The following is a 23,867-nucleotide window of genomic DNA, read 5'->3' on the forward strand; positions in this document are numbered from 1 at the left end:
TTTTATCCCCCTAAACTCAGTAATTCAATGTAATTATTGACAGAGCTTTTAAATGAAGAAAGCAGCGGTGCTTTAAAAAACTCCCTCCTTAAACTGTATTTACTAAGTTTCTGTTGCAAGTTCCATGCCAAGAATAAGAAGAGATTAGTAAATACATATATACAATTTTTTGCGTTTTCTAATCCTTTAGTAAAGCTGCCTTTCAAATAAATGAACCGATATCGAATCAATTCATGTTTCAGCTTCATTAAAACTTATAAATTGTATTTTTGCAGTCTTCTTATCAAGGAGGATTGTGTTATTCCAAGTGCTTTGGCCGCTTTCCTTGTAGAGTTATGTTCTTTTTGGGCATCAATAATTAGCTTCTTTTCAATTTCCTCTATATAACCAGGAAGACTTTGGCCATTTAGTTTGGGAGGAAACTCACTTTCGTTCTTCTGCACCTCTCTTAACACCTTTTCCGATAAGTCACTTTTATCAATTATGTCTGACTTTGCAGTGACAACTAAACGTTCAATCATGTTCTCTAATTCACGAATATTTCCCGGCCAGCTATAATGTTGCAGATAATCAACCAGCTCTTTTCCTAAGACAGTGGACTTTCGATATTTTGTTTTGAATAGTTCAAGGTAATGAAAAACAAGGGGAATAATATCATCCTTTCTTTCTCTTAGCGCCGGGATTTGAATTGAAACAACGTTCAATCTATAATATAAATCCTCCCTAAACCGCTTTTCCTGGACCATTTCCAGAAGGCTTTGATGGGTAGCAGTAATAATCCGTACATCTACCTGTTTTAATTCGGTGGAACCAATAGGAAAAAATGACTTTTCCTGAACTAATTGAAGAAGCTTGGGCTGCAGCGTTAAAGGCAGTTCTCCGATTTCGTCAAGAAAAAGGGTACCTCCATTTGCCTTCTCAACTAATCCAATTTTCCCGCTGCTGTTTGCTCCAGTGAATGCTCCTTTTTTGTATCCAAATAATTCTGATTCCAGCAGAGTTTCAGGAATTGCTCCACAATTTATTTGGATAAATGGTTTATCAGTTCGATTGCTCCTTCGATGAATCATTGATGCAATCATGCTTTTCCCGACCCCAGTCTCTCCTGTTAAGAGGATGGTTACATCTAATGATGCAATTCTCCCGATTAAATCCAAAATTTCCTCATGTTTTTTGCTATTGCCAATAATGATTTGATTGTTTTTCTTTTCTGATTCCTTGACCTTCATTTCCTGGAGCTCATCCCAATATTTTTGGAGTAATATTTCAGCTTTTTCTAATTGAAGGGAAGACCTGACAGTATCGGTTATATCCTTTACATTAACCAGTACATACTGGGTCTTATCTTCTTTAATTTCAACAAAATAACCAGTTGCTAAGTATTGTCGCCCTTTAGAGGTTTGAACCTTTGTCACAGTCTCTCTTTTTTCTAACACAATATTTGTAATGGATGGGGTGAATAAGCCATCTTTTTCAAGATCAGATACACTTCTTCCGATAACTTTAGAGCGCGGTGCTCCCATTTGCTTTGAACTTGTGTCATTAATCCATAGGGCAATGCCATTATGGTCGGCAATAAATATCCCATCTTTTAAATAATTGAACATATGATGAAAATGTTTATCTTCAAAAAACTTTTTGCTCATATTATGCCCCCAAAGTATTATCGATTCAGTTTGATTCATTTTCGATTCAAAACGAACCGGAATTGGTTCGAAATAATAACTATATTATAAATTTTCAGATTAATAGTCAAATATATATTGATATTTAGGATCATTTTCAAGTTGGCATAAAAATTGCATTGAATATAGTTGAGGAGGTAAGTAAATGGAAACTACGAAACTCATGGTTAATAGAAAACGCCTGCTTGATACGATTAATGTAAGTTCTTCCATTGGATCCTTAGAGAATGGAGGGTTAAATCGACTAGCTTTAACAGAAGACGATAAAAAGATGAGAAATATATTTGTTAAATGGCTGCGAGAAGAGAAGCTAGAGGTGCGAGTTGACGATCTAGGAAATATTTACGGAAGGAGAAAAGGAACGTTTAATGATAGTCCAGCTGTTGCAATCGGATCTCATTTAGATACACAGCCCTGCGGCGGACGGTTTGACGGAATCCTGGGTGTTTTAACGGCCTTGGAGGTCGTCCGTACATTAAATGAAAATAATATTGAAACTGATTATCCAATTGAAATTGTTAACTTTACTAATGAAGAAGGTGCCCGTTTTGAGCCTCCGATGCTTGGATCAGGCGGTGTTGCAGGTGAATTTACAAAAGATTTTATCTATAACACAAAGGATAATGAGAACATTTCATTCCAGGAGGCATTAATAAATATTCAATACATGGGGGACGAAAAGCACAGATTAAGAGATATAAAATACTTTATCGAGCTCCATGTGGAACAAGGTCCCATTCTTGAAAATAATAACAAGTTAATTGGAATTGTCGAAGGAATTCAAGGAATAAGCTGGCTGAATGTAAAGGTAGTAGGAGAGACCAATCACGCCGGGCCTACTCCAATGGAAAACCGAAAAGATGCCTTAGCACCTACCGCCAAAATGGTTACCAAAGTATATGAAATAACAAATGAAATTGAAGGTTTGAAAACGACAGTAGGCAAACTTAATGTCAAACCGAATATTACGAACGTTATACCTGGTGAAGTAGAGTTTATGATTGACGTTCGGCACAAGGATGATGAGATTAGAGCTGTTACAATTGATAGACTAAGAGAGCAGTTAGGTACAATTGCGGTAATGAATAATGTTGAAGTTACGATTTCAACAGATTGGAATTCGGATGCTGTGCTATTTTCCTCCAAAGTTATGGATGCAATTAGTGAAGCTGCAGGCGTATTGGGATATTCAACCTTAAGATTATTTAGCGGTCCAGGACATGATGCTAAATATATTAGTAAAATGGCCGACACCGGGATGATTTTTTTACCCAGTATTAACGGGATAAGCCATAATGAAAAAGAATTGACTTTAGAGGACGACATTGAGAAGGGCGCAAATGTCCTTCTGAACACTATTCTAAAACTTGCAAGGGCTCAATAACTTCTATTTATTTAATTGGCTTTTCAAAATTATTTTAACTGGAGGCATGTTTGAAAATGAACCAAAATCAAACAATTATGAATGAAAAAAACGAATCGTTGGCAATTGAACTTTCCTCGTTAGATCGCAGGCATCTCCTTCACCCATCCACGAATCCAAAATTACAGGCGGAAACAGGCCCAAAGCTTATTTTTACAGGTGCAGAGGGAATATATCTCCATGACATGAGCGGCCAGAAATATATTGATGGAGTTTCCATGCTTTGGAATGTAAATTTAGGGCATGGAAATAAGGAATTGGCTAAAGCTGCCTATGATCAGATGGTAAATGTTGCGTATGCTTCGTCATTTTATGGCTATGCAAATGAGCCAACTGTTCGCCTGGCCGAAAAAATTGCTTCATTAACACCGGGAGATTTAAATACAGTTTTCTTCACTTCCGGAGGATCGGAGTCAAATGATACTGCATTTAAATTATCCAGGTTTTATTGGCAATTGCAGGGATACACCGAAAAAAGGACGATTATTTCATTAAAGAGAGGGTATCACGGTGTAACAGTTTCTGCACAAAGGGCAACTGGCATAGAGGTTTACCGTGAATTCTCGGGATCTACTGACCCGGATATCGTGAATGCGAAAGCTCATTTAACAGAGTGTGAACTTGGTGACAGAAGCCATCCAGAATATGAGGGATGTATTAGAAGCATCATTGAAAAACTTGGAAAGGATAAGATTGCAGCTGTTATTGTAGAGCCAATCCAAGGAGCTGGCGGTGTTCATATTCCTCCTGAAGGCTATCTTCAGGCTGTTAGAAAATTATGTGATGAGTTTAATATCCACCTTATAGCAGACGAGGTTATCTGTGGTTTTGGACGGACAGGAAAAATGTTCGGGGTAGATCATTGGGATGTTGTTCCGGACTTTATGTCTATCGCAAAGGGGATAACCAGCGGGTATATTCAACTTGGCGGTGTGGTAATGAGAGAAAAAATCAGAGATGCTTTTACATCATATGATGGCATGCTTGCGCATGGATTCACTTATAGCGGGCATCCAGCAGCGTGTGCAGTAGGATTAAAAAATATTGAAATTTTAGAACGGGATGGTCTTATTGAGAAAGCCAGGAAATTGGGAGAACAATTAGAAAAGGGGCTTCTTTATTTAGAAGACAAATATGAATTTGTATCAGGGTCAAGAGTGAAGGGTTTATTGGCTGGTTTTGATTTAATGAAGGATTCGGATAAAAATATTCCTTTTGAAGAATCTGTAAAGGCATCAGTTAGTGTTGTAGATGAAGCTTATCAAAGGGGCTTATTGATTAGGCCATTTGATTTTGAACCAGGCATGAACATTGTTGCAATTGCTCCTCCTTTTATCACTGCTGATAATGAGTTGGAACGAATTATTAATATTGTAGATGATTCTTTAGCTGCCTTTTCAAGAAAGTTTATGAAATAAATGTTCGTAAGAAAGGAGGAAGATCTAGATGGTTGGCAATACGGTGGAATTGCACCCGAAAGTGATAGAATTTTTAAAAGAACCAAAAAAATTATTTATAAATGGAGAATGGGTAGAACCCATTGAAGGAGACACAATTCACACGATAAATCCTGCTACAGGAGAAGAGTTAGCTATTGTATATGCTGCATCAGAAAAGGATGTTCATTTAGCTGCCGAAGCTGCTTCAAGAGCATTTGAAGAGGGACCCTGGCCGAATATTTCCTCTGCAGAAAGATCTAAACTCATGCATAAACTGGCTGATTTAATGGAGCGGGACATGCAGGTGCTGGCCGAGCTTGATACATTAGACAATGGTAAGCCTATGAAAGAAATGTTAACTGGCGATCTCCCTAATGCAATCGAACAGCTTAGATATTTTGCAGGCTGGACGACCAAGATGACTGGACAGACCATTCCTATTTCAACAACTCATTTAAACTATACCCACCATGAGCCAGTCGGTGTGGTTGGACAGATTATTCCGTGGAATTTTCCAATTATGATGGCCTTATGGAAAATAGCTCCGGCTCTTGCAACAGGCTGTACGATTATATTAAAGCCTGCAGAACAAACACCTTTATCAGCTTTATATTTAGCTAAGCTAATAGAGGAAGCAGGATTCCCCAAAGGGGTTGTCAACATTCTTAATGGCTATGGAAAAATAGCCGGAAATGCGCTTGTTAAACATCCAAAAGTAAATAAAATTGCTTTCACTGGTTCAACACCTGTTGGCCGAGCCATTATGAAAGAAGCTGCAAACACAATGAAACGAGTAACGTTGGAGCTTGGAGGCAAATCACCAAATATTATTTTGCCTGATGCGGATCTGGATAAAGCGATACCAGGTGTATTTTCCGGGATTATGGCAAATCAAGGCCAAGTATGCTGCGCGGGCTCAAGGGTGTTTATACCAGATCATCTTTATAACCAGGTAATTGATAGACTGGTAGATTATGCAGGAAAGGTAAAACTAGGGAATGGTTTGGATGAATCAACAGAAATGGGTCCACTCGTCTCTAAAAGACAGCAGGAAATTGTAGCAGCCTATATAGAAAAGGGGATAAAAGAAGGAGCAAATCTATTAATAGGCGGAAAAAGCTCAGACAAAGGTTATTTTGTTAAACCAGCCGTATTTGCTGATGTAGAAGATGAAATGTCTATAGCCAGAGAAGAGATTTTCGGTCCAGTTGCAGCTGCGATGCCTTATAAGAGTATTGATGAAGTTGTAAAACGTGCCAACTGCAGCCCATACGGATTGGCAGCAGGTTTGTGGACAGAAAATTTAAAAAATGCCCATACTATTTCAAGAAAATTAAAGGCAGGGACTGTGTGGGTTAATTGCTATAATATCACCAACGCAGCTGCTCCTTTTGGAGGATATAAAGAATCCGGATTTGGCCGCGAGATGGGGTCTTATGCATTAAATAGTTACACGGAAGTGAAAAGTGTATGGGTTAACTTAGAGTAATTAGCCTTACTTAATAGCCTTCAATAAATAGAATGGGAAACGAAGGCTGTTAGGTAAAATTCATTTCGAAATGAAAGCGGATTCAATAAGAGAATAATCATTCTCTATATTAATGACTAGAGGAAAAGGGTGTTTATATGGATGATACGAATCAACTTCAGCGAAGGTTGAAATTAAAGCATGTTGTCGCAATTGGAATTGCTTATATGTCTCCTTTTGCTGTATTTGATACTTTTGGAATTGCTTCGGATGTATCCTCAGGGCATGTGCCGGCAGCATATATTATCGTTTTTACAGCAATCCTTTTTACTGCTTTGAGTTATGGAAAGTTAGTTAAGAAGTATCCCGCGGCAGGTTCAGTTTATACTTATACAAAAAATATTTTGAATCCATATTTGGGAATAATCGCTGGCTGGATCACTTTTCTTGCTTATTTAGCTTTGCCAATGATCAATGCCTTATTGGCCAAAATCTATTTATCTGCAGCCTTACCAGAGGTTCCTGATTGGATTTGGATTGTAGGGTTAATTCTTGTCATTAGTATTTTAAATATTTTTGGGGTCAAACTAGCAGCTTCATTAAACATGTTGCTGGTTGCTTTCCAATTTATTGTCGGGGTTATCTTTATTTACCTTAATGTACGTTCAATTATAAAAGGCCCTGAATCTTTTATTTCTCTTAGCGAATTATTTCCGTCTGGTATGGGATTTTCCGGTCTTTTTGCGGGTGCTGCACTTTTAGCTTTATCCTTCATCGGATTTGATGCCATTACTACACTTTCGGAGGAGACAATTGAACCGAAAAAGACAATCCCTAGGGCAATCATTTTAGTAGCTTCAATAGGGGGAATCTTTTTCTTTATGGTCACTTTCTTCATGCAGTCCCTTTTTCCTGATGTATCTGTGTTTAATGATATCGAAGGAGCTTCTCCAGAGATCGCCTATACGATTGGAGGAAACCTTTTCTTATCTATTTTCACAGCTGGGGCTCTATTTTCAGTATTTGCTTCCGGCTTAGCAGCTCAAGTAAGTGCATCAAGGCTGTTATATGCTATGGGCAGAGATAACGTATTGCCTAAAGGGTTCTTTGGATATCTTCATCCTAGATTAAATACACCAGTTCCAAATATTCTATTTATTGGGCTTCTGGCGCTTTCCTCCCTTTTTCTGGATTTAACAATGGCAACATCACTTATAAATGTAGGTGCATTTACTGCATTTAGTTTTGTTAATATTTGTGTAATCGCAAATTACCTTAAAACCAAAACAAAACGTACTATTGGATTCACCTTTGGAAATTTGATCTTTCCGCTGGTTGGACTTGGTTTCATTATATACCTATGGAGCAGCCTTGATTTTATGTCCATTATTGCTGGATTAATATGGGCTTTACTAGGTGTCGTTTATTTACTTATATCAACCGGATTCTTTAGTAAAGAGCCCCCAAAGATCGACTTTGAGGAGTTAGAGATGTAGTACGAAAGTTTCTATTTTTAAATATTAGCGTGTCTGGAGCATCCCTAAACAATAAGGAGTGAAATGTCGATGAATAATATATTGCGTAACAAGTTGAGTTTTTTGATTTTCATCCTTATTCCATTCGTACTCATACTAAGTGCCTGTACAGAAAAATCAGATGTAACCGCTAAAAAGGATACAAATTCTACTGATAAAAAGGACGTGGAGGTATCCCATGATCAAGCCACACTTGTACTTAAAAATGGAAAGGTTTACACCATGGAGGAAGATCAGCCGCTTGCTGAAGCAGTTGCTATAAAAGATGGAGAAATCCAGTTTGTAGGAAGCAGTTCTGACGTGGAAAACTATGTGGGGGAGGATACCGAGGTAATTGATCTGGAAGGAAAAATGGTATCTCCTGGTTTTATGGATGGTCATACTCACCCGCCAGGTTTATGGACCTCCAAACTTTTTGAAGTATATCTAGCAGAGCTTGAGAGCCATGAAGAATATGTACAGGCGGTCGCTAATTTTAGGGAGAAAAACCCCAATGCTAAAGTCATTACTGGGGATGGATGGGTGAACGGTCCGTATGAACAGGCGGATGGTACGAACCCAGGCCCTAAGAAAGAGGATTTGGATGCCGTCGTTTCAGATATACCTGTTATGCTTTACTCTATCGATGGACACTCGGTTTGGGTCAATTCAAAAGCGCTGGAGATTGCCGGAATTACCAAGGATACAGCGGTTCCTAAAGGTGGTATGATCGAGCGTAATCCTGACGGTTCTCCCAGGGGTGTATTGCGAGAAGGAGCAATGGATCTGCTCGCAGATGTCCAAGCGCTGTCTAACTTAACGGATGAACAATATAAAGAGGCAATTCTGGAATTTCAAAAAGAAATGCATAGCTTTGGTATGACGGGTGTCATGAATATGTCAGGCGGTGATAGAAGTTTAAAAGTACTGAATGAATTAGAAAAAGAGGGTAAGTTGACAATGCGGGTTGCCAATGCAATTGTATTTGGACCAGAAACTCAACCGGAAGAAGCGGTTGCGAAAATAGAAGAGGCTGGTAATAAGTATAATTCAGATTGGCTTTCAGTGAACACCGTAAAATTATTTGCTGATGGTGTAACTGAAGGGAAAACAGCCCTCTTTGTTGAACCATATACCAAGAATGCCGGAATGGGATCCCACCACCACGGTGATGCGAATTGGAAAGAGGATACTTTCAATAGGATGGTCTCAACACTAGATAAGGAAGATATACAAGTACACATTCACGCAATCGGCGATGGAGCAGTTAAAATGGGCCTTGATGCCCTGGAATTGGCAAAGAAAGAAAATGAAGAGCACAATTCCCGCCACACTATTACTCATATCAGTGCTATTCAGGATAGTGACATCTCCCGTATGGCGAATTTAGGTGTTATTGCGAGCCTGCAGCCCTTTTGGTTTTACAAAGATCAGTATTATGACTTAGAGATGGCAATGATAGGAGAGGAACGTGCATTAGCCATGTATCCAGCAAGAGAAATGTGGGAAGCTGGAGTAACGATTGCCAGCAGCAGCGATTATCCGCCTACACCGGATTATCGCCCATTGAACGCGGTAGAAACTGGAGTTACAAGAAACAGTCCTTATCCAGAAGAGCAGGATTCTGATTTGGTTCGAAATATTGATCAAGCACTTACTTTAAAGGAAATGCTGCAGTCATACACAAAGAATGTTGCTTATCAAATATATCGTGAAAATGACTTAGGTTCACTTAAAGCCGGGAAGAAAGCGGATATGGTTGTTCTTGGAGAGGATCTTACCAATATTGAACCAAAAAATATATCTGAAACCTCTATTGTTTACACGATTGTTGATGGGAAGATAGTTTTTAAAGGAGAATAAAATCGAGGTTCAAATTTTAATATAGCTGCCAAACCAGGTGGCTTTTTTCTTTTTACTCTTATAACTTATTGAGGTGGTTTGTTGTTATTGTTTTTACAAACCAAAGAAGAGTTGGCATCACGGATCTAATCATTATAAATTTATTTTAACTTTATGAAAGACTAATGCACATTTTGTTATATCGCAGCGAAATTAACTCCTGAACAGCAGAAGTAAGGACTTTTTACTAAATCCTATATCAAAAGAGCAAAGGCATTATCATAGCATTAGAAAAATTATGAAAAAAATAATATGTCAAATTTGGTCATTATATGTTATATTAGTAAAAAATTAATATATCAATTTGAATAAGTGCTCACTTTTGGTGAGGTAAAAGGGAATCCAGTGAAAATCTGGTACAGCCCCCGCTACTGTAATAGCTGATGAAATTACAATGCCACTGAGAAATCGGGAAGGTGTAAGAGTAAAAAGAAGCTTAAGTCAGGAAACCTGCTTATTTAAACGACACTTGCTTTTCGGAGGGAGAAGTATAGGCGGGACAATTATGATCAATTGTTTTTGAGTTTCAGTATGCTTATTCTTATACTGTCATTTCATATGCCTGTATTCCTTTGAAAAGGAGTGCAGGCATTTTTTATTTGGCAAGAAGCATTGTACTTTGAGAATGGTCTGGCGCAGGGGCCTGCTCGAGCAGCATGGCAGCAGGCAAGGCGCATGTGCTTTTCTTAATTGGAGGTTAGTCTATGAAGAAGGGAAAAATCTTTGTTGTCGGCTTTGGTCCGGGTGATCGTGAGCATATAACCAAACGGGCTGTGGATGCGCTGCAGCAGAGTGATTGCATTATTGGCTACAAAACATACGTAGAGCTGATCATGCCATTCGTAACAGCAAGTTCCATTGTCAGCACAGGGATGACTGAGGAGGTATCCCGTGCGCAGGATGCAGTGAAAAGAGCGGAAGCTGGTCATATTGTTTCCGTAATATCGAGCGGTGACTCGGGCGTATACGGCATGGCTGGCTTAGTGTATGAAGTGCTGATTGAAATGGGATGGACGGAAGAAGAAGGAATCGAAGTGGAAATTGTTCCTGGCATCTCGGCAATAAATTCATGTGCGAGTTTACTGGGTGCACCTGTCATGCATGACTCCTGCACCATCAGTCTGAGTGATCATTTAACACCCTGGACTGTGATCGAGAAGCGCATTGAAGCAGCCGGAATGGCGGATTTTGTCATTGCGTTATATAACCCGAAAAGCGGCAGGAGGACACTGCAGATTGTCGAGGCACAAAGGATTCTATTAAAATATCGTTCTCCTGATACACCAGTGGGGCTTGTGAAAAGTGCTTACCGCGAAAATCAAAATGTCATTCTGACTACACTGGCGGAAATGCTTGAACACGATATAGGCATGCTGACAACAGTTGTGATCGGGAATTCCTCCACTTTCTTTTATGACAACAAGATCATTACGCCTCGCGGATATCAGAGAAAGTATACGCTTGGAGAAGAGAAGCAAAGCTTAAAGCCGCATCAGCGTTTAAAAAAGGAAGCGGAGCCATGGGCATTAAATCAGGAAACCGGGGAAGCGCAAGCCGGCTACGAGCAGATTGAAAGCAAAAAACAAGAAGCCAGCTCACTGGATATGGCTTTTAAGGCTTTATTGATGGTGACGAAATCGGAGGTTGACCAAACACATTTGGTGCAGCAGCCAATCGAGGATATTTTTGAATTTGCGGTTTCGCCTGGTGTTGCCAATAAATTTATTACGCCGGACCAAATGCGCGTATTGGCAGAAGCTGTTGGCGAGAAGGGCACCATGGAATATACACCGGATCACCGATTTTTAATCAAGATTCCAACCGGACGGCCTCAGTCAATTGTGGAAAAACTCGAACAAAACCATCTGACAGTCATGCCAGCAGGCGATGTTCTAAATCTAAAAGCCTGCGATTTTTGCTACGGGGAGAAAGCAGAATCCATTCCATATGCAGAGGAAATTGCAGATGAACTGGGGGGCTTAAAGCTTCCAAAGGAATTGCATATTGGCTTTAATGGCTGCGGCATGGCCTGTTATCGGGCCGTATTTGATGATATCGGCATTGTTTACCGCAAGAAGAAGTTTGATTTATTTATCGGGGCAAAGCCGGTTGGCCGTACAGCCCATGCTGCCCAGCCGGTGGCAGAGGGGATTGAGCCCGATCAGCTGGTGCCGTTATTAAAGGAGATTATAGAAGAATACAAAGAAAATGCGCATCCAAATGAACGGCTTTTTAAATATTTTAAGCGCGTGAAAAAAATTCAGTATTTTACCTATCAGGATATGAGCTCTAAGATCGAAGTCGAGCCGGCACCATGCGGGGATTAGGAGGATTTCATGATTTTATTTTTAGCAGGCACAAGTGATGCGAGAGCATTAGCCATTCAATTGAAAAATCAAGGTTATCCCTTATTGGCAACCGTTGTCACAGAATCGGCAGCTGATAGTTTGAAAGCTGAAGGCATTTCTTATAAAGTGGGGCGTCTGTCAGAAAATGACATGATTGAACTAATTCAGATGCAAGAGATGACCACTGTGATTGATGCCAGTCATCCCTATGCGGAAGAAGCTTCAAAAACGGCAATGGCAGCAGCCAAAGCATGCAGCATTCCTTACATACGTTACGAAAGGCCAAATGAACAGTTTACCTCACCACTCATAACAGAAACTGAAAGTTATGAGGAAGCTGCAAAATTGGCTCAATCGCATAAAGGAACGATCATGCTGACAACCGGCAGCAAAACGCTGGAAATCTTCACAAAATATTTAATGCGAGATGATATCCGGCTTGTATGCAGGATGCTTCCCAACATGGGAAACATGGAAAAATGCCATAAGCTCGGTGTTAAACAAAAGGACATTATTGCGATCCAGGGACCATTTTCTGAATCATTAAATAAAGCTCTTTGTGAGCAATATGAAGTGACTCTGATGATTACTAAAGAAAGCGGCAAAGTGGGATCGGTGGATGAAAAAATGACCGCTGCTCTGGATTTGGGGATTCCTGTTATTTTAATCAAGCGGCCGCCGCTCGTATATGAAAACTTCTGCACTTCTTTCGAAGAAGTGACTCAAAGATTGGGAGGTCTTTACACATGGCAAACATGAACTTTAACACCACATTTGTACCGGTAACGGTAGATCCGGATAAAATTTATGATCACAGCTTCGCGATTATTAAAGAGGAGATGGGTGAACATCCATTTACAGATGAGCAGTGGCTGGTGGTTCGGCGTGTCATCCATGCCTCGGCAGATTTCGAGCTGGGCAGAAGCATGATTTTTACACCTGATGCCATTGAAGCAGGGGTTCAATCCATTCTAGCGGGCCGTCATGTCGTGGCAGATGTACAGATGATTGAAAGCGGGTCAGGACGCAGGCGATTCCAAAAGCATGGCGGGGACCTGCATTGTTATATTGCGGATGAAGATGTTGCAAAGGAAGCGAAGGCCCAGGGAACGACACGTGCCATTATTTCCATGCAAAAAGCTACGAGTCTGCATGAAGGAGGAATCTACGCCATCGGCAATGCGCCAACCGCGCTGCTGGAATTGATTCGTTTAGTGAAAGATGGGCTCGCAAAACCCGATTTGATTATTGGCATGCCAGTCGGCTTTGTATCAGCGGCAGAGTCTAAAGCCGAGCTGGCCGTGCTTGAAGGAATCCCATTTATTACGAATGCAGGGAGAAAGGGTGGCAGTACAGTGACGGTCGCTGCGCTGAATGCCATTTCCATTATGGCGGATGAACGGGCAAAAGCAGCGAAATAAAAAAGATCCATCCCAAATGCGGCACGGCTATACGACAGGTGCCTGTGCCGCAGCCATGACAAAGGCAGCACTGCAGGCACTTGTGACCGGAGAGGTGCCAAATGAAGTTACGATTTATCTGCCGGTTGGCCAATATGCCACTTTTAAAGTGACAGCTTTTGATATGTCAGATGGCCGGGTCATGTGCGAAACGATCAAAGATGCAGGGGACGACCCGGATGCCACACATCAGGCACGAATTCAAAGTACGGTTACATATGCCAAAAAAGAAGGCATCCATTTAGATGGCGGGATCGGTGTAGGACGAGTCACGAAAGCAGGGCTTCCAGTATCCGTAGGGCAAGCAGCGATCAACCCTGTGCCGCGTAAAATGATCCATGGTGTCGTCCAGGAAGCAATGGACAAATATAAAGTAAATCGCGGCATTGAAGTGGTCATTTCGGTTCCGGACGGTGTAGAAATAGCTGAAAAAACATTGAATGGCCGATTAGGCATTATCGGAGGAATCTCGATTTTAGGTACACGGGGAACGGTGGTGCCATTTTCCAGTTCCGCCTATATGGCGAGTATCGCTCAGGCAATCAATGTCGCAAAAGAAGCAGGATGTGAGCATTTAGTCATTACAACAGGCGGACGAAGTGAAAAATTTGCCATGAAGCAGTATCCACATTTGCCGGAAGAAGCCTTCATCGAAATGGGCGACTTTGTCGGTTTTACTTTAAAGAATATAGCAAGGAAGAAGATTCCCAAAGTTTCTCTTGTTGGGATGATGGGGAAATTCTCAAAGGTTGCACAGGGCGTTATGATGGTGCACTCGAAAAGTGCACCAGTCAGTTTCGAGTTTTTAGCAGGCATGGCCAACAAAGTGGGAGTCAGTGAGGAAATCCAGCAGGACATTTTACAGGCAAATACTGCTTCACAGGTTGGTGAAATCCTTCATGGAAACCAGGAATTCTTTGAAGCCCTTTGCCGAAATTGCTGCTATTATGCACTGAATCATATGAACGCAAACGTCAAAGTATCGACGACTCTGTACGCCATGAAGGGAAGCTGTCTAGGAAAGGCTGAGAATATTGACAAATTGGATGAAGATGATTGGTATCGGGGATAATGGCGCAGATGGATTGCTCTCCCCCTACATAGACTGGATTCATGAATGTGATGTCCTGGTCGGCGGGGAGCGTCATTTGCAATTTTTCCCGGAATTTACTGGAGAGAAAAAAGTAATCAAAGGCGGCTTGTCGGCCTTAACGGCTGACCTGCAGCAGGAAACACGAAATACAGTTATTTTGGTATCAGGTGATCCGCTGTTTTACGGGCTTGGCAGTGTATTGGCGAAAAAACTTCCATTGGAGATTTATCCTTATACAAGCTCTGTTCAGCTCGCTTTTTCGAAAATGCAGGATAGCTGGCAGGATGCGTATATTGTCAGCCTGCACGGCCGTTCTATTAAAGGCTTTGCCCAAAGAATCGACGGGCGGAAAAAGATTGCTATTTTAACAGACCAAATAAATTCTCCGCAGGCCATTGCGACGTATTTAAAGAAGTTTGGCATGACGGAGTATGATGCCTTTGTTGCTGAAAATCTGCAGGGGGAAGATGAGCGATGCCGCTTCTTCAACTTGGACGAAATGGAGCAATCGTCTTTTTTTCCATTGAATGTGGTGATTTTAAGGCAGCGTGTGGCAGTGGAGCGTGCCTCACTGGGAATTCCGGATGACAGGTTCATTCAGAGAAAGCCGGATAAAGGCTTGATAACGAAAAAGGAGATCAGAACTCTTTGTATCCAGGAGCTGGAGCTAAAGGAAAACAGCATTGTCTGGGATATTGGAACCTGCACAGGCTCAGTGGCGATTGAAGCAGCGAAAATAGCCCGGGAAGGTGCGGTGTATGCGATTGAAAAGAATGAGGGCGATCTGGAAAACTGCCTGGAAAATCAATTAAAACATCGGACAGATTTCACGGCAGTCCTTGGAAAGGCGCCTGAAGGGCTGGATGAATTTCCTGATCCGCATGCGATTTTTATTGGCGGCAATGGCGGCAATATGGAGCTTTTATTGCAGTCATGCCTTTCACGGCTGCAGCCAAATGGCCGGCTCGTGATGAATATTGCCACGATCGAAAATCTCGCAGAAGCGATGCAGCATTTGAAAAATTTGGGCTGCGAAGTGTCCGTATTGCAGGCACAAATTTCAAAAAGCAAGCCAATCCTGCACTTAACGCGCTTTGAACCGCTAAATCCCATTTTTATTGTGACTGCAAAGAAAGGAAAGAACTAAATGAGAATCGGTACTTTATATGGATTAGGAGTCGGGCCGGGAGATCCGGAATTAATCACGGTAAAAGCATTCCGCAAATTGCAGGAAAGCCCGGTCATTGCTTATCCTAAAAAATTAAGAGGCAGTAAATCCTACGCCCATCGCATTGTAGACATGTATATAAATCCCGAAGAAAAAGAGATGCTTGGTTTGGTTTTTCCTATGACAAAAGATGAAGATACACTAAGGGCTGAGTGGACAAAATCCGCAAAAGCTATTTATGGCTTTCTGTCTCAGGGAAAAGATGTGGCATTCGTGACGGAAGGGGATCCGATGCTGTTCAGCACATTTATCCATTTAATGAAGCTGATGCAGACGATGCATCCTGATGTTCCGATTGAAACGGTAGCTGGCATCTCGTCCTTTAATGGATCTGTTAATCGCTTAGGGATTGCCCTGGCTGATGGCGATGACCATGTCGCGATGATTCCGGCAACCGAGGATATGGAGGAAATGCGGCGGGTGATTGAAACTCATGATGCAATTGTCTTCATTAAAGTAGCGAAAGTGTTGGACGATATGCTGAATCTATTGGAGGAAATGGATTTATTGGACAAAACACATGTTGTAACAAAGGTTACATCTGACGAAGAGGTCATATGGAATGTCCATGAGCTCCGGGGAGCTGAATTAAATTACTTGTCATGTATGGTGGTGCGCAAATGAAAAAAATTTGGATTATCGGAGCAGGACCTGGAGATCCCGATTTAATTACGGTAAAAGGCTTAAAGCTATTAAATAAGGCTGATGTTGTCATGTATACCGACTCCCTTGTCAGCGAGACATTAGTGGCGGAAGCAAAAGAGTCGGCAGAGATTATCCGCACAGCAGGGATGCATCTCGAAGAAATGGTGGATTGCATTGCTGATCGAGTCCATGCTGGCAAAACGGTTGTACGTTTACATACAGGCGACCCGGCCATGTACGGGGCAACGATGGAGCAAGTGGCACTATTAAAACAGCACGATATCAGCTGTGAAGTTGTACCAGGCGTCAGTTCTGTTTTTGCTTCCGCAGCCGCAGTAGGGGCAGAGCTGACGATTCCGGATTTAACGCAAACGCTTATATTAACAAGGGCTGAGGGGCGGACACCAGTGCCGGAGCGTGAAAAATTACAGGCATTGGCGAGCCATCACTGTACCATTGCGATGTTTCTAAGTGCGACGTTAACAAAGAAAATCACAAAAGAACTGCAGGCAGCCGGATGGGCAGACAATACACCGGTTGCGGTTGTGCAGCGTGCTTCATGGCCGGACCAGAAAATTGTCCGCACAAAACTGTCTGAGCTGGACGAGGCAATGCGTGTTAACGGCATCCGCAAGCATGCGATGATTCTGGCAGGCTGGGCATTGGACCCGCATATCCATGAAAAAGAATACCGCTCGAAGCTATATGACAAAACGTTCACACATGGCTTCCGCAAAGGCGTGACGGCAAATGATTAGCTTACGCGAAGGTGAAATGCCATTCATTAAAAAGCGCAAACCCTATGCCCTTGTGGCCATTACAAAGCATGGGGTGGCCCATGCAAGAAGCTATGCGGAAAAATTCCCATATGCAGACCTGTATTATATGAAAAAATTCGAGCAGGGCGATGAAGAAGCGCGCCAGATCCAATTATTTGATGGCACGGTCCGCCTATTATTGCCTGCATTGTTCCAGCAGTATAAAGGAATTATCTGCATTATTTCTCTCGGTGCTGTCGTTCGCATGATTGCCCCGCTTTTAATCGATAAAAAGAAAGACCCTGCAGTGTTAGTGGTTGATGACAAAGGCCAGTATGTGATCAGTGTATTATCCGGTCATATTGGCGGTGCTAACGCCTTAACCCATGAATTTGCCCATGCGATTGGGGCGGTGCCCATTGTGACCACCGCATCAGATGTTCAAAAAACAATTCCCGTCGATTTATTTGGAGCCCAATTTGGCTGGATGTGGGATAGCGAAGAAAAATTAACACCTGTCAGTGCATCGGTTGTCAATGAAGAGCTTGTGGCGATCGTGCAGGAAACCGGGGAAAAGAACTGGTGGACGTACGATCGGGAATTGCCGGAAAATCTAAAGATTTATCCATCAATAGAGGAAGCCATCAAGGCAAAGCCGCAAGCTGCACTGCTTATTACAGATCGCCTTATGGAACCGCATGAAGAGGCGCTGCTTGAAAACGGGGTCCTGTACCGTCCAAAATCAATTGTACTAGGGATTGGCTGTAATCGCGGAACCTCAATGGCAGAGATTGAGCAGGTCATCGATGAAACATTAGAGGAGCTGCAATTGAGCAAAAAAAGTGTCAAGGGTGTAGCATCTATTAATTTGAAGAAAGACGAGGCAGGCCTGCTGGAGTTAACGTCTAAGTATAACTGGCCGTTTGTTACATACACACCTGAAGAGCTGAATGAGATTCCGATGCAGAATCCGTCGGACACCGTCTTTAAATATACAGGGGCGTATGGGGTCAGTGAGCCGGCGGCCATGAGGTATGCAAATGCAAAAGAATTGCTGCTGGAGAAAAAGAAAAGCGGGAATGTGACTATCAGCATTGCACGAGTCCACTTTGAGGAGGGAAGAGGATGAATCGATTTGTTCTGGCCGGAACAGGAAGCGGTGTCGGAAAAACAACCTTCACAATCGGCATTATGCGTGCGCTGATGAAGCGCGGGTTAACCGTACAGGGCTTTAAATGCGGCCCTGATTACATTGACCCAGCGTATCATACAGCTGTCACCACACGCGCTTCCCGAAATATTGATAGCTTCATGATGTCCCATGAAACCGTGAAGGCAATTGTCGCAAGGGCGAGCCGCGATACAGACGTATCAGTAATTGAGGGAGTGATGGGCTTTTATGACGGCAAATCACCACTATCCAATGAAGGATCTGCTGCTCATATTAGCGGGATTACAAAAAGTCCTGTCATTTTAATTGTCAATGCGGCAAGTATGGCAAGAAGTGCAGCTGCGATTGTTAAAGGTTTTCAAATGCTTGATGACAGCTCCCATATCGTTGGTGTCCTTGCTAATCAATTAGGAAGCAAAAGCCACTTTGACATTGTCAAATCAGCGATTGAACAAGAATGCGGAATTCCTGTCATTGGATATCTCCCAAAAGGAGCTGTAGCCAGCATGCCAAGCCGTCATTTGGGGCTGGTGCCGGCCATAGAACGCGGTGATTTAGATTCCTATTTTGAAAGTTTGGCAGAAGCGATTGAAAAAACAGTAGATATTGATCAGCTTCTGGAACTAACGAAAGCCCAAGTCCTGGAGGTCACCTCTTCGATTTTTGATGAACAGCCAGAAAGACAGGAAGTACATATTGCGGTTGCCAGAGATGCGGCCTTTAATTTTTACTATGAAGAAAACTTGGAATTGCTGCGTGCCCATGGAGCCATATTGCATTTCTTCTCTCCATTGCAAAATGAAGAGGTTCCCGAAAAAGCGCAAGGGCTCTATATAGGCGGCGGTTTTCCTGAAGAGTTTGCTGAAGCTTTGGCAAAAAATGAAGCAGCGAAGCTTTCCATCACGGCCGCGCTGGAGCGGGGTCTGCCGACATTGGCAGAATGCGGCGGATTTATGTATTTAACAGAAGAAATCGTGGATCGAAAGGGACAGGCTTTCCCGATGATCGGTGTGATTCCGGGCCGGGTGAGGATGCAGGATAAATTGGCTGCGCTCGGGTATCGGGAAATTACAGGTGTTCCGGGCAACTTTCTAATGAATGAAGGAGAGCTGGCAAAAGGGCATGAATTCCATTACTCGGCATATGAAGGGGGTCATCCTTCACCCGCCTATTTCAGCAAGGGCCGTTTCCGCTCTCAGAAGGAAGGCTATTTAACTGATAATCTTGTAGCCGGCTATACACACTTTCATTTTGCATCGAATCCACAGCTCGTGAAAAATTGGCTGGCAGCTTGTTTGGAGGCAGAACATGAATTATTTCCCGTTATTAATGAATCTTGACTATAAAAAGGTGGTCATTGTTGGCGGTGGCCATGTGGCACGCCAGAAGGCAGAAGCACTCCTGCCAACGAAAGCGCAAGTTACTGTGATCAGCCCGGAGGTTACTGGAAAATTACAGCAGTATATCCATGGAGGACTTGTGACTTGGAAAGAAAAATCCTTTGAACCAGCTGATTTAGATGACGCGGCCCTGATTTTTGCCGTAACAAATGACGAAGAAGTAAACAATGCAGTGGAAGAAGCCGCACAGCATTGGCAATTGCTCAGCCGTGCAGATGCAAAGGGCCGTGTTGATTTCATTAATCCCGCAGTTGTCCGCCGCGGGGAATTCGTCTTGACCGTATCTACATCTGGCGCCAGCCCGGGCCTGACACGCAGCGTAAAGTCAGAATTAGCAGAGCAATATGGAGAGCATTACGCGCAGTATGTATCTTTTTTAAAGGAAGCCCGTCAGCGAATCTTAGTGAAGTTCACGGGGAATGAGAAAAAGCAGCTATTGGCAGACCTTTTGGATCCTCAAGTTTTGGAGTGGATGCAGCAAGGCGATAAGCAAAAATGTGAAGCCTGGCTGCTTAAGCGTTTAGGAGAAAAGCAATGAGCGGATTTGTCTATATTGTTGGAGCTGGACCAGGTGACCCTAAACTGCTGACGATTCGCGGATTGGAGTGCATTCAGCAGGCTGATGTGATTTTATATGACCGTCTTGTGAATGCGGAAATTTTAACACATGCAAAAGCAGATGCAGAGCTTATTTATTGCGGAAAAGAGCCGGGCAGACATGGACTGATTCAGGATGAAATTCATCGGGTGCTGGTGGAACAGGCAAAGCTTGGCTGGAAGGTACTTCGTTTAAAGGGAGGCGATCCTTTTGTCTTTGGACGGGGCGCAGAAGAAGCGGCAATTTTGCGGGAAGCGGGTATCCCCTTTGAAATCGTACCTGGTATAACCGCCGGGATAGCTGCGCCTGCATATGCAGGGATTCCTGTGACACACCGTGATCATGCGGCAAGCTTTGCCATTGTGACAGGCCATGGCCGCGCTGAAAAGGAGCAGGACTTTTTAAAGTGGTCTGCGCTTGCTCAAATTGACACGGTCGCCTTTTATATGAGCATTGGCAATATTGCTCACATTACGAAAAGCTTAATAGCCAATGGCAAAAGCGGAAAAACCCCTGCCGCTGTAATTGAATGGGGCACAACTGCCAATCAGCGGACGATTACAGGGACACTTGAAACGATTGCAGAGGATATCCAGAACCATGGCATCTCAAATCCATCGATGATCTTGGTTGGAGATGTGGTAGGAGTGCGGGATCAAATTGCCTGGTTTATAGAAAAGGAGCATGAATTATGTTAGAAGCCTTGAAAAAACGCCGTGCGATTCGAAACTTTGAATCCCGCGAAGTAGAACGAGACAAAATCGAGACATTATTAGCAGCAGCCACATATGCACCAAATGACCGCATGCGTGAGCCATGGCATTTCTATGTATTGCAGGAAGAAAGCTTAAAACGCTACGAACAGGTGGCACTTGATTACTTGCAAAAACGTTTTCCCACAAAGCCGAATTTAGTGGAGAGTTCCATGAAAGCTATTACGAACACACCCCTGATCATAGTCGTAACATCTGCCATTGTGGAAGGAGATGAAGGGGCGACAAAAGATAATGTCTTTGCCGTAAGCAGTGCCATCATGTCGATGTGGCTGATGGCGGAACAGCTGGGGTTAGGCATGGTATGGCGTACAAGAGGCGTTGGCCTGGTGCATGATACCGCACTGCATGATTTTATCGGTGCATCTGAGCAGGAGCAATTAGTGGGAACACTATGCATCGGCTACCCGGCAGAAGAAATTGCTTCCGAGAAAAAGCGTACACACTTTGCTGAAAAGACAACCTGGCTTTAAGGAGGAATGTTCTATGGCACAAGAAGGGATGCTGTTAGTTTATACAGGCGATGGCAAAGGAAAAACAACCGCTTCGCTTGGTGTCGCATTAAGAGCAATTGGCCGCGGCATGAAGGTGAAATACTTTCAGTTTATTAAATCACCGGAACGTACATATGGTGAACAGCTGGCACTAAGGAAACTTGGTGTTGAAACTGTTCAACTAGGAATCGGGTTTACATGGACAAAAACACCGGAGGAGCATCGCGAAGCACTTGCAATCGCCTGGCAGACGGTAAAAGAAGAATTAAAAGATGAAACAACAGATGTATTAGTGCTGGACGAACTGAATAATGCCCTGGCCATTACACGGTTTCCAATTGACGATGTGCTGCCGTTATCTGAGGTGTTAGAAGCCATTGAAAACCGTCCAAAAAGAATGCATCTGGTTATAACAGGGCGTTCTGCACATCCTGCCATTCTCGATTTAGCCGATTTAGTGTCAACCATCGATGCTACCAAGCATTATTATGCCGAGCAGGATGTTAAAGCCATGAAGGGGCTGGAGTTTTAAGCAGCCGGACAGTATATTTAGGACCTTGTCCAGTTAGGTTTTGGAAATTGAGGAGAAATTCAATGATAAAAGAATCCCCTATGCAATACGACTTTGAGAAGCTCTGGAAGGAGGGCATGCTGGATTGGCATGGCAGGATGCCGGAGCGAATGGTTGATGATGAGCTCGAAGAAGCTTTTTGGATGCAGTCCATGAAGAAAAAAAAATACAAGCAAACAGATGAGTATGCCAAAGCCATCTACGAAAAAATGAAGCCTCATATCCCGGAAGACTCAAGCTGTATTGAATTCGGTCCGGGATGGGGCAACTATACCTTTCCGCTCAGCCAGGATGTCAGAAGTTTAACGCTGGTTGATGGTTCAAAGAGTGTGCTCGCTTATTTAAAGCAGTACTTTGAAGAGGGTGCCCCTGTCCAGTTTGTCCACAGCAAATGGGAAGAAGCACACTTGGAGCCGCATGATGTCGTGGTGGGGGTGAACTGCTTTTATCGAATGTATGAAATGAATGAAGCGCTGAAGAAAATGAACAGGCTGGCAGCAAAGCGTGCCATAATCGGCTTAACGACTGGCCCTATTCAGCCGCATTACGTTCTATTGGATGAGCAGTTTGGCTATGACATTAAATACCCGCGCAGGGATTATATCATGATCGTCAATATGCTGTACCAGTTAGGCATTTATGCAGATTGTGAAATGATTAAGCTTGAGCGTGAGCATCGTTTTGATTCATGGCAGCAGTTAGTTGAAGCCCAAAGCAAGAAAATTTTATCTCCCCAATTTGATCAAGCACATGTGGAAGCCGCACTTGAACAATATATTTCCAAAGAGAATGGCCAATATGTATACCGGTATCCTTTCCATGCGGCAATCATCAGCTGGGAGCCTGTGAAGCTTATATGACCAGGCCGCGGTTTGCATTGCTGATGGCTGTTCTGGCCGCGGGGCTGCTTGCATCCATGACTTTTGCGGTGATGGTAGGATCTGTGGACATTACCCCGCGCCTTATTTGGGAAGTGATCTTCTCCAAGCTGGGGATATTCATAGCAACAGATGCTTCTAAGGCACAGACGGTTATTATTTGGGATATACGATTCCCACGTATTCTGCTTGCGGCCATAGCAGGTGCTGCACTGGCCATATGCGGGGCGGCCATTCAAGCATTAGTGAAAAACTCGATAGCAGATCCTTACATTCTCGGAGTATCTTCCGGAGCATCCGTTGGAGCTGCATCTGTCATTTTACTCGGTGCATTCAGCGTTTTAGGGGTCTATGCCATTTCCCTTGCCGCATTCTTAGGGGCCATCTTTGCGGTGATGATCGTGTTTATTTTAGCACGTGTCAATGGCCGCTTATCGGTCATCCGTCTGCTTTTGGCAGGGATTGCAGTTTCGATGGTGTTATCCGCCATTACCAATTTTATGCTGATGATGTCCAAGCAGCAGGGCGGCATTCAAGCGGTCATGCATTGGATGCTCGGCAGTCTCGCAGGCGCGAAATGGTCCAATCTTGGCATCCCATTTTTTTCGCTTCTGCTGGTTTTTATTTTGCTGATCATGAATTATCGGCAGCTTAATGCTTTATTGATTGGAGAGGAAACGGCCGCGACACTTGGCGTTAATCTGGACCTGTTTCGCATTTTTATCATTCTCTTTGTATCCCTTCTGACCGGTGTGGTCGTCGCCGTCAGCGGAAGCATTGGCTTTGTGGGACTGATTATTCCTCACATCGTGCGAATGATGGTGGGGTCTAATTACAAAGTGGTTCTCCCGATAAGCGCCCTGATGGGTGCCATTTTCTTAGTTTGGGCTGATATGGCTGCACGTATAGTAATGGCGCCTGAAGAAATGCCAATCGGGATCATTACCGCTATTTGCGGAAGCCCATTCTTTATCTGGATGCTTAGGCGAAAGCGATATTCTTTTGGGGACGGTGAATAA

21 protein-coding genes and 1 riboswitch are annotated in these 23,867 nt (G+C 43.1%); of the genes, 20 read left to right on the plus strand and 1 reads right to left on the minus strand.

The genetic code is table 11. The features are described 5' to 3' along the window. Positions 1-254: 254 nt before the first annotated feature. Positions 255-1,646, minus strand: coding sequence for a sigma-54 interaction domain-containing protein (locus DFO72_RS22800; protein WP_113884735.1), 1,392 nt, complete (start codon positions 1,644-1,646; stop codon positions 255-257). Positions 1,647-1,830: 184 nt separating this feature from the next. Here DFO72_RS22800 and DFO72_RS22805 point away from each other — a divergent pair, with 184 nt between their 5' ends. The 20 genes from DFO72_RS22805 to DFO72_RS22900 all read left to right on the plus strand — a co-directional run bounded on the left by DFO72_RS22805 (position 1,831) and on the right by DFO72_RS22900 (position 23,867). Continuing rightward, complete coding sequence (locus tag DFO72_RS22805; protein ID WP_113884736.1) at positions 1,831-3,069, plus strand: M20 family metallo-hydrolase; 1,239 nt, start codon at positions 1,831-1,833, stop codon at positions 3,067-3,069. A 56-nt stretch (positions 3,070-3,125) separates the two neighbouring features. After that, complete coding sequence (locus DFO72_RS22810) at positions 3,126-4,526, plus strand: aspartate aminotransferase family protein (RefSeq protein ID WP_113884737.1); 1,401 nt, start codon at positions 3,126-3,128, stop codon at positions 4,524-4,526. Positions 4,527-4,554: 28 nt separating this feature from the next. Beyond that, positions 4,555-6,036 carry an aldehyde dehydrogenase family protein gene (locus DFO72_RS22815; RefSeq protein WP_113884738.1) on the plus strand — a complete coding sequence of 494 codons (1,482 nt, stop codon included), beginning with the start codon at positions 4,555-4,557 and terminating at the stop codon, positions 6,034-6,036. A gap of 137 nt (positions 6,037-6,173) precedes the next feature. Continuing rightward, positions 6,174-7,511 (plus strand): APC family permease, encoded by a 1,338-nt coding sequence (locus DFO72_RS22820; RefSeq protein WP_113884739.1) that lies wholly within the window; start codon positions 6,174-6,176, stop codon positions 7,509-7,511. Between the two features lie 69 nt (positions 7,512-7,580). Then, positions 7,581-9,392, plus strand: a complete 1,812-nt coding sequence (locus tag DFO72_RS22825) for an amidohydrolase (protein WP_113884740.1) — start codon at positions 7,581-7,583, stop codon at positions 9,390-9,392. A gap of 332 nt (positions 9,393-9,724) precedes the next feature. Continuing rightward, a riboswitch (cobalamin riboswitch) is annotated at positions 9,725-9,903 on the plus strand. Positions 9,904-10,135: 232 nt separating this feature from the next. Then, positions 10,136-11,758, plus strand: a complete 1,623-nt coding sequence (gene cobJ, locus DFO72_RS22830; RefSeq protein ID WP_113884741.1) for a precorrin-3B C(17)-methyltransferase — start codon at positions 10,136-10,138, stop codon at positions 11,756-11,758. 9 nt (positions 11,759-11,767) lie between these two features. Continuing rightward, entirely contained in the window at positions 11,768-12,538 is a 771-nt protein-coding gene (gene cobK / locus DFO72_RS22835; RefSeq protein ID WP_113884742.1) for a precorrin-6A reductase, read from the plus strand. Next, the gene (locus DFO72_RS22840; protein ID WP_113884743.1) at positions 12,526-13,200 is read left to right on the plus strand and encodes a precorrin-8X methylmutase; all 675 of its coding nucleotides are present in this window, start codon (positions 12,526-12,528) and stop codon (positions 13,198-13,200) included. The genes cobK and DFO72_RS22840 overlap by 13 nt, the downstream gene beginning before the upstream one ends. Continuing rightward, on the plus strand, positions 13,175-14,311 hold the full coding sequence (locus tag DFO72_RS22845; protein WP_113884843.1) for a cobalt-precorrin-5B (C(1))-methyltransferase: 1,137 nt from the start codon (positions 13,175-13,177) through the stop codon (positions 14,309-14,311). The genes DFO72_RS22840 and DFO72_RS22845 overlap by 26 nt, the downstream gene beginning before the upstream one ends. After that, positions 14,286-15,479, plus strand: a complete 1,194-nt coding sequence (cbiE, locus tag DFO72_RS22850) for a precorrin-6y C5,15-methyltransferase (decarboxylating) subunit CbiE (protein WP_113884744.1) — start codon at positions 14,286-14,288, stop codon at positions 15,477-15,479. The genes DFO72_RS22845 and cbiE overlap by 26 nt, the downstream gene beginning before the upstream one ends. Beyond that, positions 15,480-16,184: a precorrin-2 C(20)-methyltransferase gene (cobI, locus tag DFO72_RS22855; protein WP_113884745.1), complete on the plus strand. Its 705-nt coding sequence runs from the start codon at positions 15,480-15,482 to the stop codon at positions 16,182-16,184. Continuing rightward, the gene (gene cobM / locus DFO72_RS22860) at positions 16,181-16,963 is read left to right on the plus strand and encodes a precorrin-4 C(11)-methyltransferase (RefSeq protein ID WP_113884746.1); all 783 of its coding nucleotides are present in this window, start codon (positions 16,181-16,183) and stop codon (positions 16,961-16,963) included. Before cobI ends, cobM begins: the two co-directional genes overlap by 4 nt. Continuing rightward, the gene (locus DFO72_RS22865; protein WP_113884747.1) at positions 16,956-18,092 is read left to right on the plus strand and encodes a cobalt-precorrin 5A hydrolase; all 1,137 of its coding nucleotides are present in this window, start codon (positions 16,956-16,958) and stop codon (positions 18,090-18,092) included. The genes cobM and DFO72_RS22865 overlap by 8 nt, the downstream gene beginning before the upstream one ends. Beyond that, positions 18,089-19,474, plus strand: coding sequence for a cobyrinate a,c-diamide synthase (locus DFO72_RS22870; RefSeq protein ID WP_113884748.1), 1,386 nt, complete (start codon positions 18,089-18,091; stop codon positions 19,472-19,474). The genes DFO72_RS22865 and DFO72_RS22870 overlap by 4 nt, the downstream gene beginning before the upstream one ends. Beyond that, positions 19,443-20,072 carry a precorrin-2 dehydrogenase/sirohydrochlorin ferrochelatase family protein gene (locus DFO72_RS22875; RefSeq protein WP_113884749.1) on the plus strand — a complete coding sequence of 210 codons (630 nt, stop codon included), beginning with the start codon at positions 19,443-19,445 and terminating at the stop codon, positions 20,070-20,072. The genes DFO72_RS22870 and DFO72_RS22875 overlap by 32 nt, the downstream gene beginning before the upstream one ends. Continuing rightward, the gene (cobA, locus tag DFO72_RS22880) at positions 20,069-20,830 is read left to right on the plus strand and encodes a uroporphyrinogen-III C-methyltransferase (RefSeq protein WP_113884750.1); all 762 of its coding nucleotides are present in this window, start codon (positions 20,069-20,071) and stop codon (positions 20,828-20,830) included. Before DFO72_RS22875 ends, cobA begins: the two co-directional genes overlap by 4 nt. After that, the gene (locus tag DFO72_RS22885) at positions 20,824-21,378 is read left to right on the plus strand and encodes a nitroreductase family protein (protein WP_113884751.1); all 555 of its coding nucleotides are present in this window, start codon (positions 20,824-20,826) and stop codon (positions 21,376-21,378) included. Before cobA ends, DFO72_RS22885 begins: the two co-directional genes overlap by 7 nt. A 13-nt stretch (positions 21,379-21,391) precedes the next feature. Next, entirely contained in the window at positions 21,392-21,931 is a 540-nt protein-coding gene (locus DFO72_RS22890) for a cob(I)yrinic acid a,c-diamide adenosyltransferase (protein ID WP_113884752.1), read from the plus strand. Between the two features lie 62 nt (positions 21,932-21,993). Then, a complete protein-coding gene (locus tag DFO72_RS22895) occupies positions 21,994-22,830 on the plus strand; it encodes a class I SAM-dependent methyltransferase (RefSeq protein WP_113884753.1) in 837 nt (278 codons plus the stop codon). Beyond that, positions 22,827-23,867: a FecCD family ABC transporter permease gene (locus DFO72_RS22900; RefSeq protein ID WP_113884754.1), complete on the plus strand. Its 1,041-nt coding sequence runs from the start codon at positions 22,827-22,829 to the stop codon at positions 23,865-23,867. Before DFO72_RS22895 ends, DFO72_RS22900 begins: the two co-directional genes overlap by 4 nt.

This window comes from Cytobacillus oceanisediminis, assembly GCF_004366035.1.
GTDB classification, from domain to species: domain Bacteria; phylum Bacillota; class Bacilli; order Bacillales; family Cytobacillaceae; genus Cytobacillus; species Cytobacillus oceanisediminis_C.

Coding starts and splice junctions, on each gene's coding strand:
- DFO72_RS22800 (WP_113884735.1), bottom strand. CDS start 1,646: ATGAGCAAAAAGTTTTTTGAAGATAAACATTTTCATCATATGTTCAAT.
- DFO72_RS22805 (WP_113884736.1), top strand. CDS start 1,831: ATGGAAACTACGAAACTCATGGTTAATAGAAAACGCCTGCTTGATACG.
- DFO72_RS22810 (WP_113884737.1), top strand. CDS start 3,126: ATGAACCAAAATCAAACAATTATGAATGAAAAAAACGAATCGTTGGCA.
- DFO72_RS22815 (WP_113884738.1), top strand. CDS start 4,555: ATGGTTGGCAATACGGTGGAATTGCACCCGAAAGTGATAGAATTTTTA.
- DFO72_RS22820 (WP_113884739.1), top strand. CDS start 6,174: ATGGATGATACGAATCAACTTCAGCGAAGGTTGAAATTAAAGCATGTT.
- DFO72_RS22825 (WP_113884740.1), top strand. CDS start 7,581: ATGAATAATATATTGCGTAACAAGTTGAGTTTTTTGATTTTCATCCTT.
- cobJ (WP_113884741.1), top strand. CDS start 10,136: ATGAAGAAGGGAAAAATCTTTGTTGTCGGCTTTGGTCCGGGTGATCGT.
- cobK (WP_113884742.1), top strand. CDS start 11,768: ATGATTTTATTTTTAGCAGGCACAAGTGATGCGAGAGCATTAGCCATT.
- DFO72_RS22840 (WP_113884743.1), top strand. CDS start 12,526: ATGGCAAACATGAACTTTAACACCACATTTGTACCGGTAACGGTAGAT.
- DFO72_RS22845 (WP_113884843.1), top strand. CDS start 13,175: ATGAACGGGCAAAAGCAGCGAAATAAAAAAGATCCATCCCAAATGCGG.
- cbiE (WP_113884744.1), top strand. CDS start 14,286: ATGAAGATGATTGGTATCGGGGATAATGGCGCAGATGGATTGCTCTCC.
- cobI (WP_113884745.1), top strand. CDS start 15,480: ATGAGAATCGGTACTTTATATGGATTAGGAGTCGGGCCGGGAGATCCG.
- cobM (WP_113884746.1), top strand. CDS start 16,181: ATGAAAAAAATTTGGATTATCGGAGCAGGACCTGGAGATCCCGATTTA.
- DFO72_RS22865 (WP_113884747.1), top strand. CDS start 16,956: ATGATTAGCTTACGCGAAGGTGAAATGCCATTCATTAAAAAGCGCAAA.
- DFO72_RS22870 (WP_113884748.1), top strand. CDS start 18,089: ATGAATCGATTTGTTCTGGCCGGAACAGGAAGCGGTGTCGGAAAAACA.
- DFO72_RS22875 (WP_113884749.1), top strand. CDS start 19,443: ATGAATTATTTCCCGTTATTAATGAATCTTGACTATAAAAAGGTGGTC.
- cobA (WP_113884750.1), top strand. CDS start 20,069: ATGAGCGGATTTGTCTATATTGTTGGAGCTGGACCAGGTGACCCTAAA.
- DFO72_RS22885 (WP_113884751.1), top strand. CDS start 20,824: ATGTTAGAAGCCTTGAAAAAACGCCGTGCGATTCGAAACTTTGAATCC.
- DFO72_RS22890 (WP_113884752.1), top strand. CDS start 21,392: ATGGCACAAGAAGGGATGCTGTTAGTTTATACAGGCGATGGCAAAGGA.
- DFO72_RS22895 (WP_113884753.1), top strand. CDS start 21,994: ATGATAAAAGAATCCCCTATGCAATACGACTTTGAGAAGCTCTGGAAG.
- DFO72_RS22900 (WP_113884754.1), top strand. CDS start 22,827: ATGACCAGGCCGCGGTTTGCATTGCTGATGGCTGTTCTGGCCGCGGGG.